The 19,127-nt window shown below is 58.0% G+C and carries 20 protein-coding genes; 11 read left to right on the top strand and 9 right to left on the bottom strand.

Going from position 1 to position 19,127, the window contains the following annotated elements:
• Positions 1–56: 56 nt before the first annotated feature.
• On the bottom strand, positions 57–2,072 hold the full coding sequence (gene uvrB / locus KL786_RS23565) for an excinuclease ABC subunit UvrB (protein ID WP_032859436.1): 2,016 nt from the start codon (positions 2,070–2,072) through the stop codon (positions 57–59).
• A gap of 343 nt (positions 2,073–2,415) precedes the next feature.
• Here uvrB and KL786_RS23560 point away from each other — a divergent pair, with 343 nt between their 5' ends.
• Positions 2,416–3,612 carry an amino acid aminotransferase gene (locus KL786_RS23560; RefSeq protein ID WP_215519149.1) on the top strand — a complete coding sequence of 399 codons (1,197 nt, stop codon included), beginning with the start codon at positions 2,416–2,418 and terminating at the stop codon, positions 3,610–3,612.
• A 242-nt stretch (positions 3,613–3,854) separates the two neighbouring features.
• Positions 3,855–4,064, top strand: a complete 210-nt coding sequence (locus KL786_RS23555; protein ID WP_029294097.1) for a hypothetical protein — start codon at positions 3,855–3,857, stop codon at positions 4,062–4,064.
• Between the two features lie 28 nt (positions 4,065–4,092).
• Here the strand turns inward: KL786_RS23555 and ptrR are convergent, their stop codons facing one another.
• Positions 4,093–4,959 (bottom strand): putrescine utilization regulator PtrR, encoded by an 867-nt coding sequence (ptrR, locus tag KL786_RS23550; RefSeq protein WP_215519148.1) that lies wholly within the window; start codon positions 4,957–4,959, stop codon positions 4,093–4,095.
• Positions 4,960–5,063: 104 nt separating this feature from the next.
• Between ptrR and KL786_RS23545 the strand changes: the two genes are divergently transcribed.
• From KL786_RS23545 to chrA, 3 genes are all read left to right on the top strand, one after another.
• Positions 5,064–6,455, top strand: coding sequence for an aldehyde dehydrogenase family protein (locus KL786_RS23545; protein WP_215519147.1), 1,392 nt, complete (start codon positions 5,064–5,066; stop codon positions 6,453–6,455).
• A gap of 88 nt (positions 6,456–6,543) precedes the next feature.
• Positions 6,544–7,407 carry a GGDEF domain-containing protein gene (locus KL786_RS29910; RefSeq protein WP_215519146.1) on the top strand — a complete coding sequence of 288 codons (864 nt, stop codon included), beginning with the start codon at positions 6,544–6,546 and terminating at the stop codon, positions 7,405–7,407.
• A gap of 41 nt (positions 7,408–7,448) precedes the next feature.
• Positions 7,449–8,645: a chromate efflux transporter gene (chrA, locus tag KL786_RS23535; RefSeq protein WP_215519145.1), complete on the top strand. Its 1,197-nt coding sequence runs from the start codon at positions 7,449–7,451 to the stop codon at positions 8,643–8,645.
• An 84-nt stretch (positions 8,646–8,729) separates the two neighbouring features.
• Here chrA and KL786_RS23530 read toward each other — a convergent pair whose 3' ends face one another.
• The 3 genes from KL786_RS23530 to KL786_RS23520 all read right to left on the bottom strand — a co-directional run bounded on the left by KL786_RS23530 (position 8,730) and on the right by KL786_RS23520 (position 10,336).
• Positions 8,730–8,963 (bottom strand): hypothetical protein, encoded by a 234-nt coding sequence (locus KL786_RS23530; protein WP_032859424.1) that lies wholly within the window; start codon positions 8,961–8,963, stop codon positions 8,730–8,732.
• Positions 8,964–9,167: 204 nt separating this feature from the next.
• Positions 9,168–9,737 carry a DJ-1/PfpI family protein gene (locus KL786_RS23525; RefSeq protein ID WP_215519144.1) on the bottom strand — a complete coding sequence of 190 codons (570 nt, stop codon included), beginning with the start codon at positions 9,735–9,737 and terminating at the stop codon, positions 9,168–9,170.
• A gap of 188 nt (positions 9,738–9,925) precedes the next feature.
• The gene (locus KL786_RS23520; protein WP_314388499.1) at positions 9,926–10,336 is read right to left on the bottom strand and encodes an ASCH domain-containing protein; all 411 of its coding nucleotides are present in this window, start codon (positions 10,334–10,336) and stop codon (positions 9,926–9,928) included.
• A gap of 522 nt (positions 10,337–10,858) precedes the next feature.
• Here KL786_RS23520 and KL786_RS23515 point away from each other — a divergent pair.
• A complete protein-coding gene (locus KL786_RS23515; RefSeq protein WP_215519143.1) occupies positions 10,859–11,311 on the top strand; it encodes a hypothetical protein in 453 nt (150 codons plus the stop codon).
• 136 nt (positions 11,312–11,447) lie between these two features.
• Positions 11,448–11,834 (top strand): hypothetical protein, encoded by a 387-nt coding sequence (locus KL786_RS23510; RefSeq protein ID WP_215519142.1) that lies wholly within the window; start codon positions 11,448–11,450, stop codon positions 11,832–11,834.
• Between the two features lie 161 nt (positions 11,835–11,995).
• Here KL786_RS23510 and KL786_RS23505 read toward each other — a convergent pair whose 3' ends face one another.
• On the bottom strand, positions 11,996–12,886 hold the full coding sequence (locus KL786_RS23505; RefSeq protein ID WP_215519141.1) for a LysR substrate-binding domain-containing protein: 891 nt from the start codon (positions 12,884–12,886) through the stop codon (positions 11,996–11,998).
• Between the two features lie 115 nt (positions 12,887–13,001).
• Between KL786_RS23505 and KL786_RS23500 the strand changes: the two genes are divergently transcribed.
• Together KL786_RS23500 and KL786_RS23495 are read left to right on the top strand one after the other, a co-directional pair.
• Positions 13,002–13,442, top strand: coding sequence for a PACE efflux transporter (locus KL786_RS23500; RefSeq protein ID WP_215519140.1), 441 nt, complete (start codon positions 13,002–13,004; stop codon positions 13,440–13,442).
• A gap of 50 nt (positions 13,443–13,492) precedes the next feature.
• Positions 13,493–14,023 (top strand): hypothetical protein, encoded by a 531-nt coding sequence (locus KL786_RS23495; protein ID WP_215519139.1) that lies wholly within the window; start codon positions 13,493–13,495, stop codon positions 14,021–14,023.
• 74 nt (positions 14,024–14,097) lie between these two features.
• Here KL786_RS23495 and KL786_RS23490 read toward each other — a convergent pair whose 3' ends face one another.
• From KL786_RS23490 to KL786_RS23480, 3 genes are read right to left on the bottom strand one after another with little or no spacing between them, the layout of a single operon-like run.
• On the bottom strand, positions 14,098–14,577 hold the full coding sequence (locus KL786_RS23490) for a YbaK/prolyl-tRNA synthetase associated domain-containing protein (RefSeq protein ID WP_016964635.1): 480 nt from the start codon (positions 14,575–14,577) through the stop codon (positions 14,098–14,100).
• A gap of 16 nt (positions 14,578–14,593) precedes the next feature.
• The gene (locus tag KL786_RS23485; protein ID WP_032859412.1) at positions 14,594–15,352 is read right to left on the bottom strand and encodes a sulfite exporter TauE/SafE family protein; all 759 of its coding nucleotides are present in this window, start codon (positions 15,350–15,352) and stop codon (positions 14,594–14,596) included.
• Positions 15,353–15,356: 4 nt separating this feature from the next.
• Positions 15,357–16,442 carry a TauD/TfdA family dioxygenase gene (locus tag KL786_RS23480; protein ID WP_215519138.1) on the bottom strand — a complete coding sequence of 362 codons (1,086 nt, stop codon included), beginning with the start codon at positions 16,440–16,442 and terminating at the stop codon, positions 15,357–15,359.
• A gap of 109 nt (positions 16,443–16,551) precedes the next feature.
• Here KL786_RS23480 and KL786_RS23475 point away from each other — a divergent pair, with 109 nt between their 5' ends.
• Together KL786_RS23475 and KL786_RS23470 are read left to right on the top strand one after the other, a co-directional pair.
• A complete protein-coding gene (locus KL786_RS23475) occupies positions 16,552–17,484 on the top strand; it encodes a LysR family transcriptional regulator (protein ID WP_215519137.1) in 933 nt (310 codons plus the stop codon).
• A 188-nt stretch (positions 17,485–17,672) separates the two neighbouring features.
• Positions 17,673–18,467 (top strand): aminoglycoside phosphotransferase family protein, encoded by a 795-nt coding sequence (locus tag KL786_RS23470; RefSeq protein WP_215519136.1) that lies wholly within the window; start codon positions 17,673–17,675, stop codon positions 18,465–18,467.
• Positions 18,468–19,127: the final 660 nt, after the last annotated feature.

The following is a 19,127-nucleotide window of genomic DNA, read 5'->3' as shown; positions in this document are numbered from 1 at the left end:
ACATTTAAATGTGGGAGCTGGCTTGCCTGCGATGAGGCCCCAACAGTCAGCACAAATCAGACAGTCAGCAACCGCGCGCGCAACTTGCCAATCTCATCACGCATCTGCGCCGCCGCTTCAAACTCAAGATCGCGCGCCAACTGGTACATTTTCTCTTCCAACTGGCGAATGCGCTTGGTGATTTCACTCGGTGAGCGCAATTCGTTTTCGTACTTGGCGCTTTCTTCGGCCGCCTTGGCCATGCCTTTGCGCTTCTTGCTGCGCGAGCCGGGCACGGTGGCGCCTTCCATGATGTCGGCCACGTCCTTGAACACACCTTTAGGGGTGATGCCATTGGCCAGGTTGAACGCAATCTGCTTGTCGCGGCGACGCTCGGTCTCACCGATGGCCCGCTCCATGGAGCCGGTGATGCGGTCTGCGTACAGAATCGCGCGGCCATTGAGGTTACGTGCGGCACGGCCGATGGTCTGGATCAGCGAGCGCTCGGAGCGTAGGAAACCTTCCTTGTCGGCATCGAGAATCGCCACCAGCGACACCTCGGGCATGTCCAGGCCTTCACGCAGCAGGTTGATCCCCACCAGCACATCAAAGGTGCCTAGGCGCAGGTCGCGGATGATTTCCACGCGTTCCACCGTGTCGATGTCCGAGTGCAAGTAGCGCACCCGCACGCCGTGGTCGGCCAGGTAATCGGTCAGGTCTTCGGACATACGCTTGGTCAGCGTGGTGACCAGCACCCGTTCTTCGAGTGCCACGCGTTTGGTGATTTCCGAAAGCAGGTCGTCGACCTGGGTCAGCGCCGGACGGATTTCAATTTGCGGGTCAACCAGGCCGGTGGGGCGCACCAGTTGCTCGATCACCCGCCCAGCATGCTCGGCCTCGTAGTTGCCCGGCGTGGCGGATACAAAGATGGTCTGCGGGCTGATGCTTTCCCATTCGTCAAAGCGCATCGGCCGGTTATCCAGCGCCGAAGGCAGGCGGAAGCCGTACTCCACCAGGGTTTCCTTGCGCGAGCGGTCGCCTTTATACATGGCGCCGACTTGCGGCACGCTGACGTGGGATTCGTCGATCACCAACAAGGCGTCTGCCGGCAAGTAATCGTAGAGGGTCGGCGGCGGTGCGCCGGACTCACGGCCCGACAGGTAGCGCGAATAGTTTTCGATGCCGTTGCAGTAACCCAGCTCCAGGATCATCTCCAGGTCAAAGCGCGTGCGTTGCTCCAGGCGCTGGGCTTCCACCAGCTTGTTATTGGAACGCAGGTATTCCAGGCGCTCGGCCAGCTCGACCTTGATCCCTTCCATGGCATCCAAAAGGGTCTCGCGCGGCGTCACGTAGTGGCTTTTTGGATAGAAGGTGAAACGCGGCAGCTTGCGGATCACTTCCCCCGTCAACGGATCGAAGGCCGACAGGCTCTCCACCTCATCATCGAACAGCTCGATACGAATCGCTTCCAGGTCCGATTCAGCCGGGTAAATATCGATCACATCGCCGCGCACCCGGAAGGTCGCGCGGGCAAAGTCCATGTCGTTACGGGTGTACTGCAAATCCGCCAGGCGCCGCAGCAAGGCGCGCTGGTCGAGTTTGTCGCCGCGATCGACGTGCAGCACCATCTTCAAATAGGTTTCCGGGCTGCCCAGGCCGTAGATGCACGAGACCGTGGTGACGATGATCGCGTCCTTGCGCTCCAGCAACGCCTTGGTCGCCGAGAGACGCATCTGCTCGATATGGTCGTTGATCGACGCATCCTTCTCGATAAAGGTATCGGAGGACGGCACATAGGCTTCGGGCTGGTAGTAGTCGTAGTAGGAAACGAAGTACTCCACCGCGTTGTTCGGGAAGAACGCCTTGAACTCACCGTACAGCTGCGCGGCCAGGGTCTTGTTCGGTGCCAGCACCAGGGTCGGGCGATTGATCTGTGCGATCACATTGGCAATGCTGAAGGTCTTGCCTGAACCGGTCACCCCGAGCAGCGTCTGGTGCGCCAGGCCGGCCTCGATGCCTTCGACCATCAGGCGGATGGCCTCGGGCTGGTCGCCAGCAGGTTCAAAGCGGGTGACTAGTTGGAAATCCGACATAACGTACCTCTTGAAGTCACCCCGGACTGTAAACCCGTCGGGAACGAAAAAGACCACCGCCCGCAAAATTCCAGAGCGAGCCGTAGGAAAAAACCATGATAACTGTAGAAGTGGTGGTGAATGTGATGGGTTTCAAGGCAATAGTCCTACATGCCTGTGGCCATCAATGTTGCAATAAGACTAACGGTCGATAAATAAACCGAAAAACTTGGCCGAAAAGCCGTTTCGGCTGTCGCCGCGAGCGGTGTTGGCCTCTATACTAGCTCCCCGTTTGTGCACCGCTCTAGTGCATTCGGCTGGAGCGCGACACGTCCCTCCATTCCCCCATAGAGCTGCCGCAAAAATGAGCCTGTTCTCCGCTGTCGAAATGGCACCACGCGATCCTATCCTGGGCCTCAACGAAGCATTCAACGCCGATACCCGAACTACCAAGGTCAACCTTGGCGTGGGCGTTTACTGCAACGAGGAGGGGAAAATTCCACTCCTGCGTGCCGTTGCCGAAGCGGAAGCCATTCGCGTGGCGCAACACGCCGCCCGTGGCTACTTGCCGATTGACGGCATCGCCGCCTACGACCTGGCCGTGCAAAAGCTGCTGTTTGGCACCGACTCGCCGCTGCTCAGCGCTGGCCGCGTGATCACCGCCCAAGCGGTCGGCGGCACCGGCGCTTTGAAAATCGGCGCGGACTTCCTCAAGCAACTGCTGCCCAACGCCGTCGTCGCCATCAGCGACCCAAGCTGGGAAAACCACCGTGCCCTGTTTGAAAGTGCCGGTTTCCCGGTGCAGACCTACCGCTATTACGACGCCGCCACCCACGACGTGAACCGCGCCGGCCTGCTGGAAGACCTCAACGCCCTGCCCGCCCAGTCCATCGTCGTGCTGCACGCCTGCTGCCACAACCCGACCGGCGTCGACCTGAGCCCGGCCGACTGGAAAGACGTGCTGGAAGTGGTCAAGGCCAAGAACCTGGTGCCGTTCCTCGACATGGCCTACCAGGGCTTTGGCGACGGTATCGACGAAGACGCCGCTGCGGTGCGCCTGTTCGCCGAATCGGGCCTGACCTTTTTTGTGTCCAGCTCGTTCTCCAAATCGTTCTCGCTGTACGGCGAACGCGTCGGCGCGCTGTCCATCGTCAGCGAATCGAAAGAAGAAAGCGCGCGCATCCTGTCCCAGGTCAAGCGCGTGATCCGCACCAACTACTCCAACCCGCCGACCCACGGCGCGGCGATTGTAGCGGCGGTGCTCAACAGCCCGGAACTGCGCGCCCAGTGGGAAGCCGAACTGGCCGAAATGCGCCTGCGCATCCGTGGCATGCGCGAGCAAATGGTCAGCGAACTGGCCAAGGCTGCCCCAGGCCATGACTTCAGCTTCGTCGGTCGCCAGCGTGGGATGTTCTCCTACTCCGGCCTGACCGTAGAACAAGTCACCCGCCTGCGCAGCGAGTTCGGCATCTACGCCCTGGACACCGGTCGCATCTGCGTGGCGGCGTTGAACCAGGCGAACATCGGTGCAGTGACCAAGGCGATTGTGCAGGTGCTGTAAGCCTCTGCGTGCTACCTGAAGGGGAAGCCATCGGCTTCCCCTTTTTTGTGCCTTGCCCCTGTAGGAGCGAGCTTGTCTCCGGGCGGCGTTTCGACGAAAAACCTCAACGATACCGCGAGCCCCCTGAAGGAGCGCGACGCCCTCACGCTCTTCGCGAGCAAGCTCGCTCCTACAAAAAGCTCAGCGCTGGCAAGGCAAGCCCCCTAGACTGAAGCACGACTGCCCTTTGCGATGAGACTTTTATGAGAAACGACGACCTGGACCTGCGTGCCGACCGCGACGAACTGGACCACTTCACCCCGCGCACGCCTCAAGCCAAGCGGCAAAAAAGCCTGGTCCTGCAAGTGGCCCTGGGCGTGTTCCTCGGCGGCCTGGCCTTGTGGCTGGTGCAACTGGGCGCCACGGCGCTGATGGCCAAATTGGCGATGGGCACCCTGCAATTTGGCGGCTGACACAGAACAACGGTGGGCGGGACCACTCCTACTGTGCCCCCCGCTCTTCGAGCAACCGCACAAAACTGTCCAGGCTCTGCGACACCGTCCCGCGCCGCCAGATCAGCCAGGTGTCGAGCAGGCGGAACTCATCCGCCAGCGGCCACACGCTCACCGTGGTAAACCCCGGCATGCTCTCCAGCATGCTGCGCGGCATCAACGCCAACCCCGCGCCGGCGCTGACGCAGGCGAGCATGCCGTGGTACGACTCCATCTCGAAAATCTTGCCGGGCACCGATGCATCCTGGGAAAACCAGCGCTCAAAGTGGTGCCGATATGAGCAGTTGGAGCGAAAGGTATAGATGCTCTCCCCGTTCACATCCTGGCCACGGGTGATCGGCGCGTGGTGCAGCGGCGCGATCACCACCATTTCTTCCTCAAACACCGCGACCCCTTCCAGGGTCGGGTGCAGCACCGGGCCATCGACAAACGCCGCCGCCAGGCGTCCCGACAGCACACCTTCGATCATCGTCCCCGATGGCCCGGTGGTCAGGTCCAGCTCAACCTTGGCGTGTTTCTGGTTATACGCCGCAAGCAACGCCGGGATACGCACAGCGGCGGTGCTTTCCAGCGAGCCCAGGGCAAACGGCCCCTGGGGCTCCTCCCCCGCCACGGTGGCGCGGGCCTCTTGCACCAGATCGAGAATACGCCGCGCATAACCGAGGAAATTCCAGCCGGCAGGCGACAGGCGCAGTCGACTTTTCTCACGGATAAACAACTCGACGCCCAGGTCCTGCTCCAGTTGCTTGATGCGCGTGGTCAGGTTCGACGGCACTCGATGAATCAACTGCGCGGCCGCACTGATGCTGCCTTGCTCGGCCACAGCCTTGAAAATCTCCAACTGCACCAGGTCCAAATCATTCTCCAAACGTGAACGTATTGCTTAATATTATTCAGTTCCCGGAAAAGGTACAGCGCCGTACGCTGGGCACCTTCCCAAACACTGCGCAGGACGGTGCCATGAACGCCATTACTCACCAGACCCATGCCTTATCGATCAACCCCGCCACTGGCGAAACCGTGGCCAGCTACCCATACCAATCCGCCGCACAACTGGACGCCGCCCTCACCCGCGCCAGCAGCGCCTTTCGCAGCGGCCGCAACACCCCCGTGGCACAACGCGCTGAATTACTCCTGGCCCTGGCTAGCGCCCTGCGCGAACAAGCCGAAACGATGGCGCAAATGATCACCCTGGAAATGGGCAAGCCCATCGCCCAGGCCCGTGGCGAAATCGAAAAATGCGCCTTGCTGGCCGAGTGGTACGCCGCCCACGGCCCGGCCATGCTCGCCCCGGAACCGACGCTGGTAGACAACGGCCACGCCCAGATCGAATACCGTCCACTGGGCCCGATCCTCGCCGTGATGCCGTGGAACTTCCCGGTCTGGCAAGTGCTGCGCGGTGCCGTACCGACCATGCTCAGCGGCAACACCTACGTACTCAAACACGCGCCCAATGTGATGGGCAGTGCGTACCTGATGAAACAGGCCTTCGACAAAGCCGGTTTCGCCGAGGGCCTGTTCGAAGTGATCAACGTGACCGCCGACGGCGTATCCCAAGCCATCGCTGACCCACGCATCGCCGCCGTGACCCTCACCGGCAGCGTGCGCGCCGGCATCGCCATCGGCTCCCAGGCCGGCGCCGCGCTGAAAAAGTGTGTACTGGAACTGGGCGGCTCCGACCCGTTCATCGTGCTCAACGACGCCGACCTCGATGCCGCCGTGCAAGCCGCTGTGATCGGCCGCTTCCAGAACTCCGGCCAGGTCTGCGCCGCCGCCAAGCGCCTGATCATCGAGCAAGGCGTGGTCGAAGCCTTCACCGCCAAGTTCCTCGACGCCAGCCGCCAACTGGTGATGGGCGACCCGACCTCAAGCGTCACGTACATCGGCCCCATGGCCCGCTTCGACTTGCGCGACGAGCTGCACGGCCAGGTCCGGGCGACCCTCGACGAAGGCGCCACCCTGCTGCTCGGCGGCCACCCCATCGAAGGCGCGGGCAACTACTACGCGCCCACCGTCCTGGCCAACGTCACCGACCAGATGACCTCGTTCAAACAGGAACTGTTCGGCCCCGTGGCCTCGATCATCACCGCGCGCGACGCCGAACACGCCGTGGCCCTGGCCAACGACAGCGAATTTGGCCTCACCGCCAGCCTCTTCACCGCCGACCCGCAAAAGGCACGCCGCATCGCCAACCAACTGGAAACCGGCGGCATCTTTATCAACGCCTACAGTGTGTCCGACCCTCGGGTGGCGTTTGGCGGGGTGAAAAAGAGTGGGTTTGGCCGCGAGTTGTCGCACTTCGGCGTGCGAGAGTTCTGCAATGCGCAAACGGTATGGGTCGATCGCACGTAATCCGACGAGAGGCGAGCAAGATTCCTCGCCGTCCCCCAGCGTGATCGGGATATGATCAGGGCGTTTTTGACCTGGACCGCCCTGACCTATGCCCGTCGACCTACAAGCGCTGTATCCCAAACTGATCCACCTGATGCTGGACACGGTTTTCGTGGTCGACCGGGACAACCAGATTGCATTTGTCAGTGATGCCTGCGAGACGCTGCTCGGTTATCGACCCGAAGAGCTGACCGGAACCGTGATCACCGACTACATGCACCCTGAAGACCTGGCGGCCACCCGGGCCTCGATTATCCGGGTGATGAACGGCCAGCCCCATGTGGACTTTCGCAACCGCTACATCCGCAAGGATGGTGGGGTGGTGCATATCCTGTGGGCGGCTTTCTGGTCCGAGGACGTCGGTGCGCGGATCGGTGTGGCACGGGACATAACGGCCCTCACCCAGGCCGAGACAGAACTGCGCTTCCTCGCCCACCACGACCCGCTAACCGCCCTGACCAACCGCTCGCTGTTCAGCGATCGCCTGGACTCGGCCCTGCATCGGGCACGCCGACACAGCAGCAGCCTGGCGTTGCTGTTCCTCGACCTCAACGACTTCAAAGGTATCAACGACGGTTACGGGCATGCCGCCGGCGACCGCGTACTGTGTGAAATTGCCCGGCGCCTGGAAGGCTGCGTGCGCGAAACCGACACCGTCGCGCGCATGGGCGGTGATGAATTTACCGTGCTGCTGACAGACCTGCAGTCAGAAGACGCCGTGACCGAAAAAGTGCAACAGATCCTTGCTGTCATGGCCGCCCCCCTGGGTGCTGAATTTGGCGGGGTAACCATGCCGTCATGCAGCATCGGCGTAGCGTTGTACCCCGCCGATGGCGAAGACGCCGACACCCTGCTCAGCCATGCCGATGGTGATATGTACCGGGTGAAAAAACTGCACCGTGCGGCGGGGTGAGGTAAAAGCCCCGATCTCATCCGCCCCAGAGAACTCTACTCGTGGCCAATTCCCCCACTGATCACCGCAGCAGCACCTGGTCGGTTTTCCTGATCTTCCTGCGCCTGGGCCTGACCTCCTTCGGCGGCCCCATCGCGCACCTGGGTTATTTTTGCGACGAATTCGTCACCCGGCGCCGCTGGCTGACCGAGCGCAGCTACGCAGACCTGGTCGCCCTCTGCCAGTTCCTCCCCGGCCCGGCCAGCAGCCAGGTCGGCATCGCCCTGGGCCTGGCACGCGCTGGCTACGGCGGTGCAGTCGCGGCCTGGGTCGGTTTTACCTTGCCGTCGGCCTTGCTCCTGATCCTGTTTGCCCTGGGCCTTACCCAGCACGGCTCGGCCATCCCGGCCGGCGCGCTGCACGGTCTCAAGGTGGTGGCCGTGGCCGTGGTCGCCCAGGCGGTGTGGGGCATGGCGCGCAACCTGTGCCGCGGCGCGGGCCGCATCAGCCTGATGCTACTGGCGACCGCCGCCGCCCTGCTGCTTCCATTTACCTGGGCCCAGGTGGCCATCATTGCCAGCGCGGGCGTAGTTGGCCTGCTGCTCTTCAAACCTGCATGCGGCACCGCCCACGACCCCCTGCCAATCCCAATCCGCCGTCCCATGGGCGCGATGTGGCTGGTGGTGTTCCTGATATTACTGGTGGGCCTGCCGCTCCTCGCCCAAGCACTGCCCAACCTCGCCTTGGCCCTGATAGACGCGTTCTACCGCACCGGCTCGCTGGTATTCGGCGGCGGCCACGTAGTACTGCCGTTGCTGCAAGCCGAAGTAGTGCCGCGCCAATGGGTGAGCAACGACCTGTTCCTCGCAGGCTACGGCGCCGCCCAAGCCGTACCCGGTCCGCTGTTCAGCTTCGCCGCCTTCCTCGGCGCCGCCATCAACCCCTGGTGGGGTGGCCTGATCGCGTTGCTGGCAATCTTCGCGCCGTCGTTTTTACTGATATTCGGCGTCTTGCCCTTCTGGGAAAACCTACGCCAAAGCCCCCGCACACAAGCCGCACTGGCCGGTGTGAACGCTGCGGTGGTGGGTTTGTTACTGGCGGCGCTGTACCAGCCGGTGTGGACCAGCGCGATATTCACCGCACAAGACCTGGGCCTGGCGTTGATCGCCCTGATGGCGCTGATGCTCTGGAAACTGCCACCGTGGCTGGTGGTTGTGGGAAGCGGCGGACTGGGGTGGTTATTAAGTCTGACGCTGTGAAAAGCATAGCCGCAGCGCCTTGCTGGCCATTCACCCGCTGAGCGACACAGCCAAACGCCTCGACCGCGAAACGCCCTGCACCAGCTAGCCCTTCAACTCACCAGCCCGATGACTCGCCGCATCGTCATACGCCACATACAACGACTCGGCAATTTGGCTTTTGATGGCCTTGCTGGACTCCAGCCCCAACACAAAACCCTCAGCCTTACCGCCTGCGCGGTTCAAGTCTTCAAGGGTGCTGGCACCGGTGATCGCGTCCAGCAATTTGGCAGCGTGCGGGCCAACACCCTTGGGCAGGCTGATCTGGTCGATGCTCATTGCGACACCTCGGATGAAGTGAGGGATGGTGTGTTGCGCGATAGCGTGGTCATTGGCGATACCTTGAGGGCTTGGGGCCGATAGCGCGCTTGGCCGCTGTCGGGGTGGCATGGTAGACCGGTATGGGGATGAGGGGGCAGTTTTCGGCCAAGAGTGGCCACTCGAACACATCATCTGGATCGGTTGTTTTGCAAGACGAAGCGGTCACCGATGTTCCGCAGCCAACATTGACCTGAACTGAGAAATGATCTCTGAAGATAGCCCGGCACCTTTGAACACTGCGCAGGTGAAGCTAACAGGTGCAGGGCCCGAAGCCGTTATGATGCGGTCTGCAACCACAGCGACTGGGCTATTTCGATAAAGCGTGCGCCCTTCATAACCTACGGCATTTTGCTTTAAGAAGTCAGCGCTGTTCGAGGTATGAGGCACCGTGTCGAGAAGCCCGGACCTAGCAAGTGCCAGCGTTCCCCCACAAATACCGGCAAGTGTCGCTCCATTTGCACGGCTGGCATGAAGAAAGTCTCGAATATCCGGTGCTTCTGCACTTTCCCAGATCATTCCGCCAATGACGACGACAACGTCCGGTTTCCAGTCCAAACATTGTTGCAAACTGCTATCAACCGTTACAGTCAATCCACCCTGCGAGCAGAACTGCCCCGTAGTAGAAGCGAAAAACCTGACATCGATCCCGTAAAACGGGGACGCAGTTCCAGCAATGAACGCATATTCCCAGTCCGCAAAACCGGGGGTCAGTATCAATCCCACACGTGCCATCAGTCAGACTCCTCCATGAATGCCAATAACGTTTGGCGGCAACAAACATACATCAAGGGTTGCTTTGGGTCGATTGAAGCACCTTGCGACAGGCAGCGATCGGCCAAAAACGAATATTACCACTAGATAAAGACAAGCTACTCCAAGCACTTACATGCTAAAAACAGTTAGTTCGAGAACCTTGTCTTTTACAATACCTCCATCAACTCAAATTCTTCTGCCACAAGCTCCATAGACTCGTCAAACGAGCCCTCTCTTTGGAAAAAATCTTTATGCCCCTGCATCCAGTACCTAAGACTGAGATCCCCTTCGCCTTCCTTCCTTGCAAGATCTTGATCTACGTCGCAGTAACGAATGATACGCATCAAAATAACTCTAATGACACATACAGGTTCTCCCTTGCTGTTGAGGATGATGCTGTAACCGCCAATAGTTGGTGATTCTTCTTCATGCTTGAATGACGAGAGCGAGCTACACCCGGCTGTTTTTATTCCGTTAACAACAAGCTCAGCCAGCTCATCGGCCATTTCTGGAGTATCCCCAAATTGCCATGCAATAGCTCCGGGATACTTAACCTTTAAATCATCAACTACATTCACAACCACCCCCCTTTAAATCATATTATTGGCGCCCACTAAATCGTCATGATCAAGGCTTCTGCGAAACTCAGTTGCTAGATTTTTTCTATTCTAGTCCAGCCTCGCTTCTTCGGTCCAGATACTGCAAGCGACCTCATCGGCGTGCCAAAAAATCTTGAGCGGATGATTAGTTCGGTACCATCAATCGAGTTCGACCGCCGCCTGCAGCGGACCGACCAACGGGCTGTTCGTTATGAATGAGTGAACGCCCCCCCGGCTTCGTAAAATTTTCGAATGCTTGCCTCTGGCCGGTTGAAGCCCGCCACAAAAGGCAGAAACCGGACAGAAGCGGACGGTGGGCAGTCTACTAATGCATCAGCAATGATGCACCCATCACTGTCGCGCTCTTACGTTGTATTGTCGCGCTTACAAAATCACCTTTTATGATGGTCAATTGGTTATGTGTGGCGATGGAAAGCTATACAACATACACTCAACGATTCTGCGACAGAACCGTCGCCTAATAAATATTTAGGAGCAATTATGAAACTTATCTCGGCACTCACAATTTTGTTATTTGCACTAGTAGGATGCGTGACAACTGGGAGCCAATCGCCACAGCAAGCCGCACAATCTGCGGCAATTTTATTTGAGCAACAAAAATTCAATTTAGTTTGGGTTCCCGCAGCGAATAACGGCATCTCCGGAGCTATGGCATCCGCTCTTATCGGAAGTGCAGGTTTAGAATCTCCAATTGTTTCAAACATTCACCAAATAATTGCCCCTGCAAGCAAAGCTGATGTTCGTGTCGCCATCTCAGGAACCAATAGTTCTTTTGCAGCCAACTCAGCTATTGCAGCTTTAAGTAACACATCAAGCATGCTCCCTAAGTTGCAACTTGCATTTATTGGCTCGAAATCAGATGCTGCGGCAGTTCGCTCTGCAGTTGAAGCTAAAGGCGGTAAATTCTTACACACCACACCAAATGGCTCCTAACTAGCGGTTTCTGCCTGCCATGATAGACGTCTGTCGGCCAAAAGCAGACATTCAAACCGCTAGCCAAATACACTGTCGAGAAGATCGCACTCAAAAATTTTGGTGCTAGTGTGCAGCCAAGGAAAAGGGAGGATTCATGAGTCTTGATCTGTGCTTGGAAGCTGATAGTACGCTCACAATTTCGACGCTGAGCAAAGCACTTGCGAATGCTGGTGCTTGGGAAATAGAGGTCGCAGGAAATGGGCTATACGCTGAATTTACCTCGGGACTTAAATTGAGTACCAATGACGTACTCGATGACCCTACGATTTATGCTGAGAATACAATGGGTATCGACTTCCCTGTCGCGATGCGTTGCACCATCAGAATTAAAGGGCCCGAACCAGAGGGGGAGTCGGCTATGGAAGATTTGGATAAAATCGCTCAGTCCATATCTCAGTCGTGTTCGGCCTTCTTTCTTATTAGCTTTCAGTTTGAACAAACCTTGTACTGGCGGGATGCAACAGGGCTGCATCGTCCTTGAGGTAGGTGCCTGCGCGTCCTCTTTCAGACATCTCTGAATGGTGTTTTTTCGGACGAAAACGCCCCTGAATTGAGGAGCTGCTTTTGGCCGATCTCTACCTGTCACCAAAGTCAGCTTTGGGTCGATTACTGCCGGTCGCAAGGGGCAGCAAACAAGTATCGTCACCCATCCTGTAGAGCGGCACCTGCCAGCCACATCAGGAACGCACTCACATGCACCTGCCGCTCCCGTCCTGGCACGCACACCGCAACGTAACGTGGACCAGGCAGGCTTATTTCTGGTCTATAGGCCACTAATTCTCCATCCCTGAGGCTGTCGGCTACCAGTACATTGCTTGCCAGCACCAGCCCATGACCCGCAATCGCAGCGCTCAAAGCAAAATGCTCATCGTCGAACTCACGCATCTGCGCCGTTTCGAGCCAGGCCTGGCATTCTGCGGCCGCGCACCAGCTTTCCCAGTTGATTGAAAATGCTCCCGGGATTTTCCAGTGCAGGTTGATCAGTTCGATCTGATTTACATTCAGCGAGGCCACCAGACTTGGGGCGCCGTAAACCGAGAATTGCTCGTTCATTAGCGCCTGACAGAACAACTTCGGGTCATCGCGGCTGACCGAGCGAATAGCAAGATCGATGCTGGAATCACGCAGCAGATCGACTAGTTCGTTACGCGTATCGACCCGCACATTGACGTGTGGAAAGCTCCGATAGAAACCACCCAGCCGTGGAATCAGCCAGGCTGCCGCCAAGCCCGGCGTAGTGGAAATGGTCAGGGTTTGGGGAACAGTGTCCGGATAGAAAGCCTCCAGGCTGCGGCGAATGTCTAATAAGGCGCGATGAGTCTGGCGATAGAGCAACTCGCCCTCTTCGGTCAATGCCACACCTTGTCCAGATCGCTTGAACAGCATCGCTCCGAGGCGGGCTTCCAACGCCTTGACCTGGTGGGAAATGGCCGCGGGGGTGACAGATAGCTCCTCAGCTGCCGCTTTAAAACTACCCAGTCGCGCAGCCGACTCGAAGGTGCGCAGCGCGTTAAGCGCAAGAGTGGAAAACACGCTTCGTTCCCTAGATGAATTGAATTGATGAGCATTCAATTTATCTCATTTTTCTTGGTGTGTACGCAGCGATACCGTCGCAGGTATTCGATCTACCCACCCTTGGGAAAACACCATGCAAGGACCTTCGCGAAAAATTCTTCAAGCCATCCTCTATGAATCAATCGCTGTTGCGGTGCTATCGCCCAGCATCTCGTTGATATACGACGAAGGCCTGGCCCATGCGGGTGCGCTGTCGTTGATGTTATCTGTATGCGCGCTGCTGTGGAACGTGCTGTTTAACTACGCTTTTGAATGCTGGGAAGCGCATCAGCCACAGCGTGCTCGCACGTTGGGCAGGCGTTTACTCCACTCACTGGGTTTTGAGGGCGGGCTAGTTCTACTGTTGGTACCACTGGTGGCATGGTGGCTGGAGATTTCTTGGTGGGCTGCACTGGTCACCGATCTGGGGCTGTTCGTTTTCTTCTTCTTTTACGCGCTGGCGTTTCAGTGGGTCTTCGATAAAGTGTTTGATGTACCAAAGTCCGCGCAGGGGGAAGTTTCGGTTAACCCATAATCCGCGCGCAATCCCGATTAGCCAACCTGTGACAGCACTAGGATTTGTGCATGAAAAATGCCAGCAAAGCGATTGAAAGCTACATCTTCGGCAAGGACGGAAATCGGCCTGACCTGTTGCAACATGCTTTCAGCCCAGACGCAACGCTTAACGTGCTAGTGCAGACAAACACCATCCTGTTTCCTCCCAACGTCCAAGGGCGCGAAGATATTGCTGAAGTACTCGTACGCAGCTTTAGCCTGCAATATGAGAACGTTTACACATTCTGCTTCGGTGCCCCTCCAGAGCCCGAGGCAAATGTTCATAAGTGCAAATGGCTGGTTGGTATGTCAACAAAAGCGACTGGAGAGTTACGTGTAGGCTGCGGGGAATATCATTGGGTCTTTTCACCGCAAAGCGGCCTGGCCATTCAACTGTCCATTACTATCGAGCACATGCTGGAGTGCCCTTCCCAACATATGCGCAAGATAATGGATTGGCTTCAAGGTCGCAGCTATCCATGGTGTGAATCTACCGACATGCTTGATTCGGCACCGCCGCTCACTTGCCTCCAGCCGGTTCTTGTCTACGTTGCTGCATGACCCCTATCGATGTAAACGGATGCGTTTGGCCGATTGCGGACCTCAGGACTAGATACGTATGTGAAAACCTCTGCTCAGGCCTGGCTGATATCCAGCAATCGAGGCATGGCAATCGCCAGGTAATCCTGCGTATCGAGCACCATCGACGCATCCAGTCGCCCCGCGTTGAAGGCTATTTCAGCGTAGCCCGTGGTCAAGGCCGGATCGACGATCAATTGAATCCGCTCATCGAAAACAAAAGGAGGGATGGCACCGATCCGGCACCCGGTCAGTTCCATGGCGGTTTCGGCCTTCACCAGCTCGGCTTTTTTCCCGCCCAGGGCTGCTCCGACTTTCTTCATGTCCAGCTTCTGGTCGCCCGGCAATATCACCAGTGCATAGGGTCCGGCCTGCCCCTTGAGGGAGCAAAGCATGGCCTTCGCGCCTTGGCCGGGCTCGGTGCCACGGATTTCGGCGACGCGTGCCGACTGGCCCTCGGCATCGTGCATCAACACCCGGTAGGAGGCTGAGCGGGCATCGAGTAGTGCAACGAGGCGATCGAACATGGGATGCATGTAGTTTTCCTCTGGTTTACAGGAGCAGGTCGTAGGACAGTTTGCTGATCAGAATCACCAGTAACACCAGGAATAGAGCCCGGACAAAAGGCACGCCTTTGTGAACCGCCAGCCAGGTGCCAGTGAGCGCGCCCAGGATGTTGAATGCCGCCATGGGGATTGCGATCAGGTAGAGCACGTTACCCGTCGGAATGAAGAACATCAGTGCCGCGACGTTGGTCGCGATGTTCACGAGCTTGGCCGATGCCGAGGCATGAAGAAAGTCGAAGGCGAAGCAGCGGATAAACAGGAAGATCAGGAAGCTGCCAGTGCCGGGACCGAACAGACCATCGTAGAAACCGATGGCGCCGCCGATGACGATCGCCAGCAGTTTTTCCTTGGTACCGATGCGCATGGGTTTGTGCAGGGCGCCGAAATCCTTTTTCCAGAAGGTGTAGATCGCCATCAGTACAATCAACACCAGCACCGCCGGCCGGATCATCGACTGGGGTACAAACGACACCGTGGCGGCTCCGAAGAAGGCCATGACAAAAGCCGCGCAGGCGGCGGGGATCACAAGACCCCAGTCGATCACCACCTTGCGCACGAAGGACCGGGCCGCGAATGCAGTGCCGCAGGCGGCCGCGACCTTATTGGTACCCAGCAGCGCCGCCGGTTGAGCGCTGGGTAGCACGTTGAATAGCGCGGGAATCTGGATCAGTCCGCCGCCGCCCACCGCCGCATCGATCAGGCCGGCGGCGAAGGCGAACACGCAAAGGATGACAATATCGACCATGAAATCAGGCTCTGACTATGTAGGGTTGATGAGGGTCCAGCGGCACCACGCGTGCCGGATCATTGACCCCGAAGACACGCAACATCCAGCGATCACGGCCGTCGTAGCGGGGTGTAAAACCATCCCGGGCATGCAGGGTTTGCTGGTTCTTGAAGATCAGCATGTCCCCTGGCTGCAGCAGTATGTGGTGCACGACATCGGGATGATTGGCGACGGCGGCGAACAGTTGGAGGGCAAACTGCGCATTGGCCGAGGTCGCTTCGACACTCGCTTTGTTGTAGCGGCAATACAGGCCATCGGTTGCGCTTCTGTACAGCAAGGGGACGTTTTCCAGCACATTCCCCTGTTTGCCGAAGGAGGCCGGTCGGCGAACGGTGAAGTTCGGTCGTGACAATTCTTCTTCGACGTAGGCCGGCAGAATGGCCAGCACCTCGTCAATGGCGACGATGCGCGTCGGCACGTCGAGCTCGCAGCGCAGGCCGGTCAGGGACAGGTACTCCGGACAGGCCGACAACTGCGAGACGGGTTCGCAGGTCAAAGGCAGGTGAGGATTGTCGACATGCATGTCCAGATCCGCGCGCGAGCCATAGGAGCTCTTTTCGGTCTCTCGCTTGTGCTTGGGCGATACGTGACGGAACACTGTGTCGCTGCTTTCACCCTCGTACGCCAGCGGACGGGTTTGCAGAGTTTGCAGCACGGACAAAATAGCCCCGGCCAGAATCGACAAGTTCTCGATACCCGGCTCCAGGTCATAGGGCGTGGCGGGCAGTTGCGGGTCCAGCGGCAGCCCCCTGACGATCATCGCCACTTCAGGGGCCTGTGGAAAATTGCGTAGCTGCTGGATTTTCTCGGTGCACAGGGCACTTTCCAGCAACAGTCCCAGGGCCGGCATGTGGCGGATACCCGAGGCGCTATCGGTCACGTCCAGCGATGCCAGACCGGCCTGAAGTGTGCGTTGTTCTTCGAGCGACAGATGAATTTGCGGTATCTCCCGTCGGGTCGAAGTCACTGATTTTTTTTCCAGCCATTCATGAACTACTTCATCAACACCCGTTGCGGCTTTCCCGATTACTTCATCCAGTTTCGACACGTCCTTGCGCTCCTGTTTGCCCCATCCTTGTGGGTTGAACGGGAAGGTTAACGGAAGGGCCGTTTTTGTGTTGCAATGCCGCGTTGTGAAAAATGCAATGAGGTGGAGAATGGCATTGAATATGTTGGGGGAACTTGAAGCCTTCGCGACCGTGGCTCGCAAGCGCAGCTTCGTCGCCGCGGCACGGACGCTGGGGCGCTCCCCCAGCGCACTGACCCGTGCCGTTCAAGCCCTGGAGGAAAGTGTGGGGCTCAAGTTATTCAATCGCTCCTCCAATGCCGTGAGCTTGACCGAAGCGGGTGAATGCTTATTGCCCCACGCATACAAAATGCTCGAACTGCAACGTGAGGTGGATGAAGACCTGGCCGGTCTCAGCGGCCTGGCCTCCGGCTGGATCCGTTTTTCCGCCCCCGAGTTTCTCGGACACGGGGTATTGCCCCGGTTGATCGCGCAATACTGCGAGCGTTATCCAGACGTTAACATCGATGTGATTTTCACCGATGAGATCATCGACCCGGCCAAGAGCAAGCTGGACTTCTCGATTCGCGGCGCGTTTCCACAATCCAGCGACTTGATCGGCTTTGCGCTCTGGAGTTACTCACGTTATCTGTATGCCAGCCCCGGCTACCTGGAGCGCAACGGCATGCCCGACTCCATCGAGGCACTGGAGGCGCATTCGCTGATCCTGCATACGGCGCCGCGGATTCTCAAGGAGTGGAATTTTCGCAGTGAGGAGCAGGCCATCAGCTTTCGGGTTCATCCAAAATTCCGTTTCAGCTCCGGTCTGGCGGTATTCCAGGCAGCCCTGGCGGGCGTCGGGATCGCCCGCTTGGCGGATTGGATGGCGGAGCCCGAAGTGGAAGCGGGCCGCCTGTTCCGGGTTTGTCCTGAGTACAAGCTCACCTCCAGCAGCGGTGAGAGCCCACAGATGCACGCGGTGTACCCGGCCGGAAATTTGCCGCTGCGAGTGAAGGCATTGATGGAGATGATCCGTGGCTTAGGTGAAAGCCTGGAATGTAAACGCGGCTCAGCACTAATATGAGGTTACGGGTCGTTCAGCCCTGTCCGCTCACTTTGCAATTGATCAGACGCTAATACGCGCAAACCCACCCTCGGCTACCGCAGGCGAGCATCGGCAAGATGCTACGCCGAGGATAAAGCCGACATTCAGTCTTATGCCTCAAGCCTTCATAATGATTGCTCCAGCCAAAGCGAAAAGTTGATGCCCTTATGTTTGATCAATATTTGAAACGATGGGAGCTGACCATCGACGGTGATGCTTTCACCTCGCTGAATGGCAATCTACTTCCTGTTCGCTACCACGGCACGCCAGCCATGCTCAAAATCTCGCAAGAGCCAGAAGAGCAAGCGGGCAATCGGCTCATGGCTTGGTGGGACGGTCAGGGAGCAGCGCCCGTGTTGGCGCAGGATGGCGAAGCCTTGCTTATGGAACGCGCGAGCGGCGCGCGCTCACTCATGCACATGGTGAACGGCGGCCAGGATGATGAGGCTACTCGCATTCTCTGTGCTGTGGCCGGCCGCCTTCACACGCCACGTACAAAACCGGCTCCTGCTTTAGTTCCACTGCTGCAACGGTTTGAAGCCCTGTGGAGCGCAGCGGCAACCCACCGCGGAATCTTTGAACAATCTGCAAAAACCGCTCGCGAACTCCTGGATGCCCCGCGCGACGTCGGGGTACTGCATGGTGACATCCACCACGCCAATGTATTGGACTTCGGCCCTAAGGGCTGGCTCGCTATCGACCCTAAGGGACTGTACGGTGAGCGCGGTTTTGATTTCGCGAATATTTTCTGCAATCCCGATAGCCAAAGCGCTTTGGCGCCAGGTTGCTTTGCGCGTCGGATCGAAATCGTGAGACAGGCCGGCGACATTGATCACCGCAGGTTATTGCAATGGGTGCTCGCGTGGACCGGCTTGTCGGCTGCCTGGATGCTCGAAGACGACCTTGACCCGACTACCCCGCTTGAGGTGGCGAAGCTTGCAACGTTGGCGCTGGGTTTGTGAGTTTTACGGTAGGGGCCTGTCAGAGTAGTTTTCTGTCCGTTTTGGGTGAGTGCAGTTGTTTGATGACGGCTGCCTCTGGCCAGAAGCGGGCATTCAGGTTATGGGAAATAAATCTGTCCCGTTATTACGTTATTAGTCGCATTAGCTGCCTTTGACGACCGGCAGCTATCGACCCATAGCTGCCTCTCGCGAAAGGCAGCAATCGGCCAGAAGCAGACGCTCGAGCAGGCCTACAGTTCCGGCGAAGCATTTTAAACGTGCTCAGCTGAAGGTTCGACGTAGAACGCCCTCGATTCTTTGCGATGATGGGTTATACGGCCACGTTTCCTGGCCTTGGTGCCCATCCTGGTGAGTTCAAGTGTTTGTTCAATGCCGCGTCAACCATGCCGATGCCGGGCACTTCGGACGTGCTATGCAGCGATGAGATCATTGGACTTCAACCAATCGCGGCTGAGTTTGCCGAACGCTATAATCGAGTGCTTGCTGAGGCTATAGAGTTGAATTGCCCTTAGGCGCCTATTGCGAAAGGCTGCTGCCGATCCATAGTTCAGATGATACGAATTGGAGAAGGTATGGATGTAATTTCTGCACACCAATTTTATAAAGTGTAGAAGTCTCGACTTAATCTGACACCCCTCTTGAAAAAGAGCGGGGCTACCG

The sequence above is a fragment of the Pseudomonas sp. TAE6080 genome, from assembly GCF_018732265.1.
In the GTDB taxonomy this organism is placed as follows: domain Bacteria; phylum Pseudomonadota; class Gammaproteobacteria; order Pseudomonadales; family Pseudomonadaceae; genus Aquipseudomonas; species Aquipseudomonas brenneri.
Note: the sequence above shows the minus strand (reverse complement) of the source record. Positions and strands in the feature narration are given on the sequence as shown.

What these genes read in the sequence shown, in the direction of transcription:
- uvrB (WP_032859436.1), bottom strand. Translation starts at nt 2,072, where the DNA reads ATGTCGGATTTCCAACTAGTCACCCGCTTTGAACCTGCTGGCGACCAG.
- KL786_RS23560 (WP_215519149.1), top strand. Translation starts at nt 2,416, where the DNA reads ATGAGCCTGTTCTCCGCTGTCGAAATGGCACCACGCGATCCTATCCTG.
- KL786_RS23555 (WP_029294097.1), top strand. Translation starts at nt 3,855, where the DNA reads ATGAGAAACGACGACCTGGACCTGCGTGCCGACCGCGACGAACTGGAC.
- KL786_RS23545 (WP_215519147.1), top strand. Translation starts at nt 5,064, where the DNA reads ATGAACGCCATTACTCACCAGACCCATGCCTTATCGATCAACCCCGCC.
- KL786_RS29910 (WP_215519146.1), top strand. Translation starts at nt 6,544, where the DNA reads ATGCCCGTCGACCTACAAGCGCTGTATCCCAAACTGATCCACCTGATG.
- KL786_RS23530 (WP_032859424.1), bottom strand. Translation starts at nt 8,963, where the DNA reads ATGAGCATCGACCAGATCAGCCTGCCCAAGGGTGTTGGCCCGCACGCT.
- KL786_RS23525 (WP_215519144.1), bottom strand. Translation starts at nt 9,737, where the DNA reads ATGGCACGTGTGGGATTGATACTGACCCCCGGTTTTGCGGACTGGGAA.
- KL786_RS23515 (WP_215519143.1), top strand. Translation starts at nt 10,859, where the DNA reads ATGAAACTTATCTCGGCACTCACAATTTTGTTATTTGCACTAGTAGGA.
- KL786_RS23510 (WP_215519142.1), top strand. Translation starts at nt 11,448, where the DNA reads ATGAGTCTTGATCTGTGCTTGGAAGCTGATAGTACGCTCACAATTTCG.
- KL786_RS23500 (WP_215519140.1), top strand. Translation starts at nt 13,002, where the DNA reads ATGCAAGGACCTTCGCGAAAAATTCTTCAAGCCATCCTCTATGAATCA.
- KL786_RS23495 (WP_215519139.1), top strand. Translation starts at nt 13,493, where the DNA reads ATGAAAAATGCCAGCAAAGCGATTGAAAGCTACATCTTCGGCAAGGAC.
- KL786_RS23490 (WP_016964635.1), bottom strand. Translation starts at nt 14,577, where the DNA reads ATGCATCCCATGTTCGATCGCCTCGTTGCACTACTCGATGCCCGCTCA.
- KL786_RS23485 (WP_032859412.1), bottom strand. Translation starts at nt 15,352, where the DNA reads ATGGTCGATATTGTCATCCTTTGCGTGTTCGCCTTCGCCGCCGGCCTG.
- KL786_RS23475 (WP_215519137.1), top strand. Translation starts at nt 16,552, where the DNA reads ATGGCATTGAATATGTTGGGGGAACTTGAAGCCTTCGCGACCGTGGCT.
- KL786_RS23470 (WP_215519136.1), top strand. Translation starts at nt 17,673, where the DNA reads ATGTTTGATCAATATTTGAAACGATGGGAGCTGACCATCGACGGTGAT.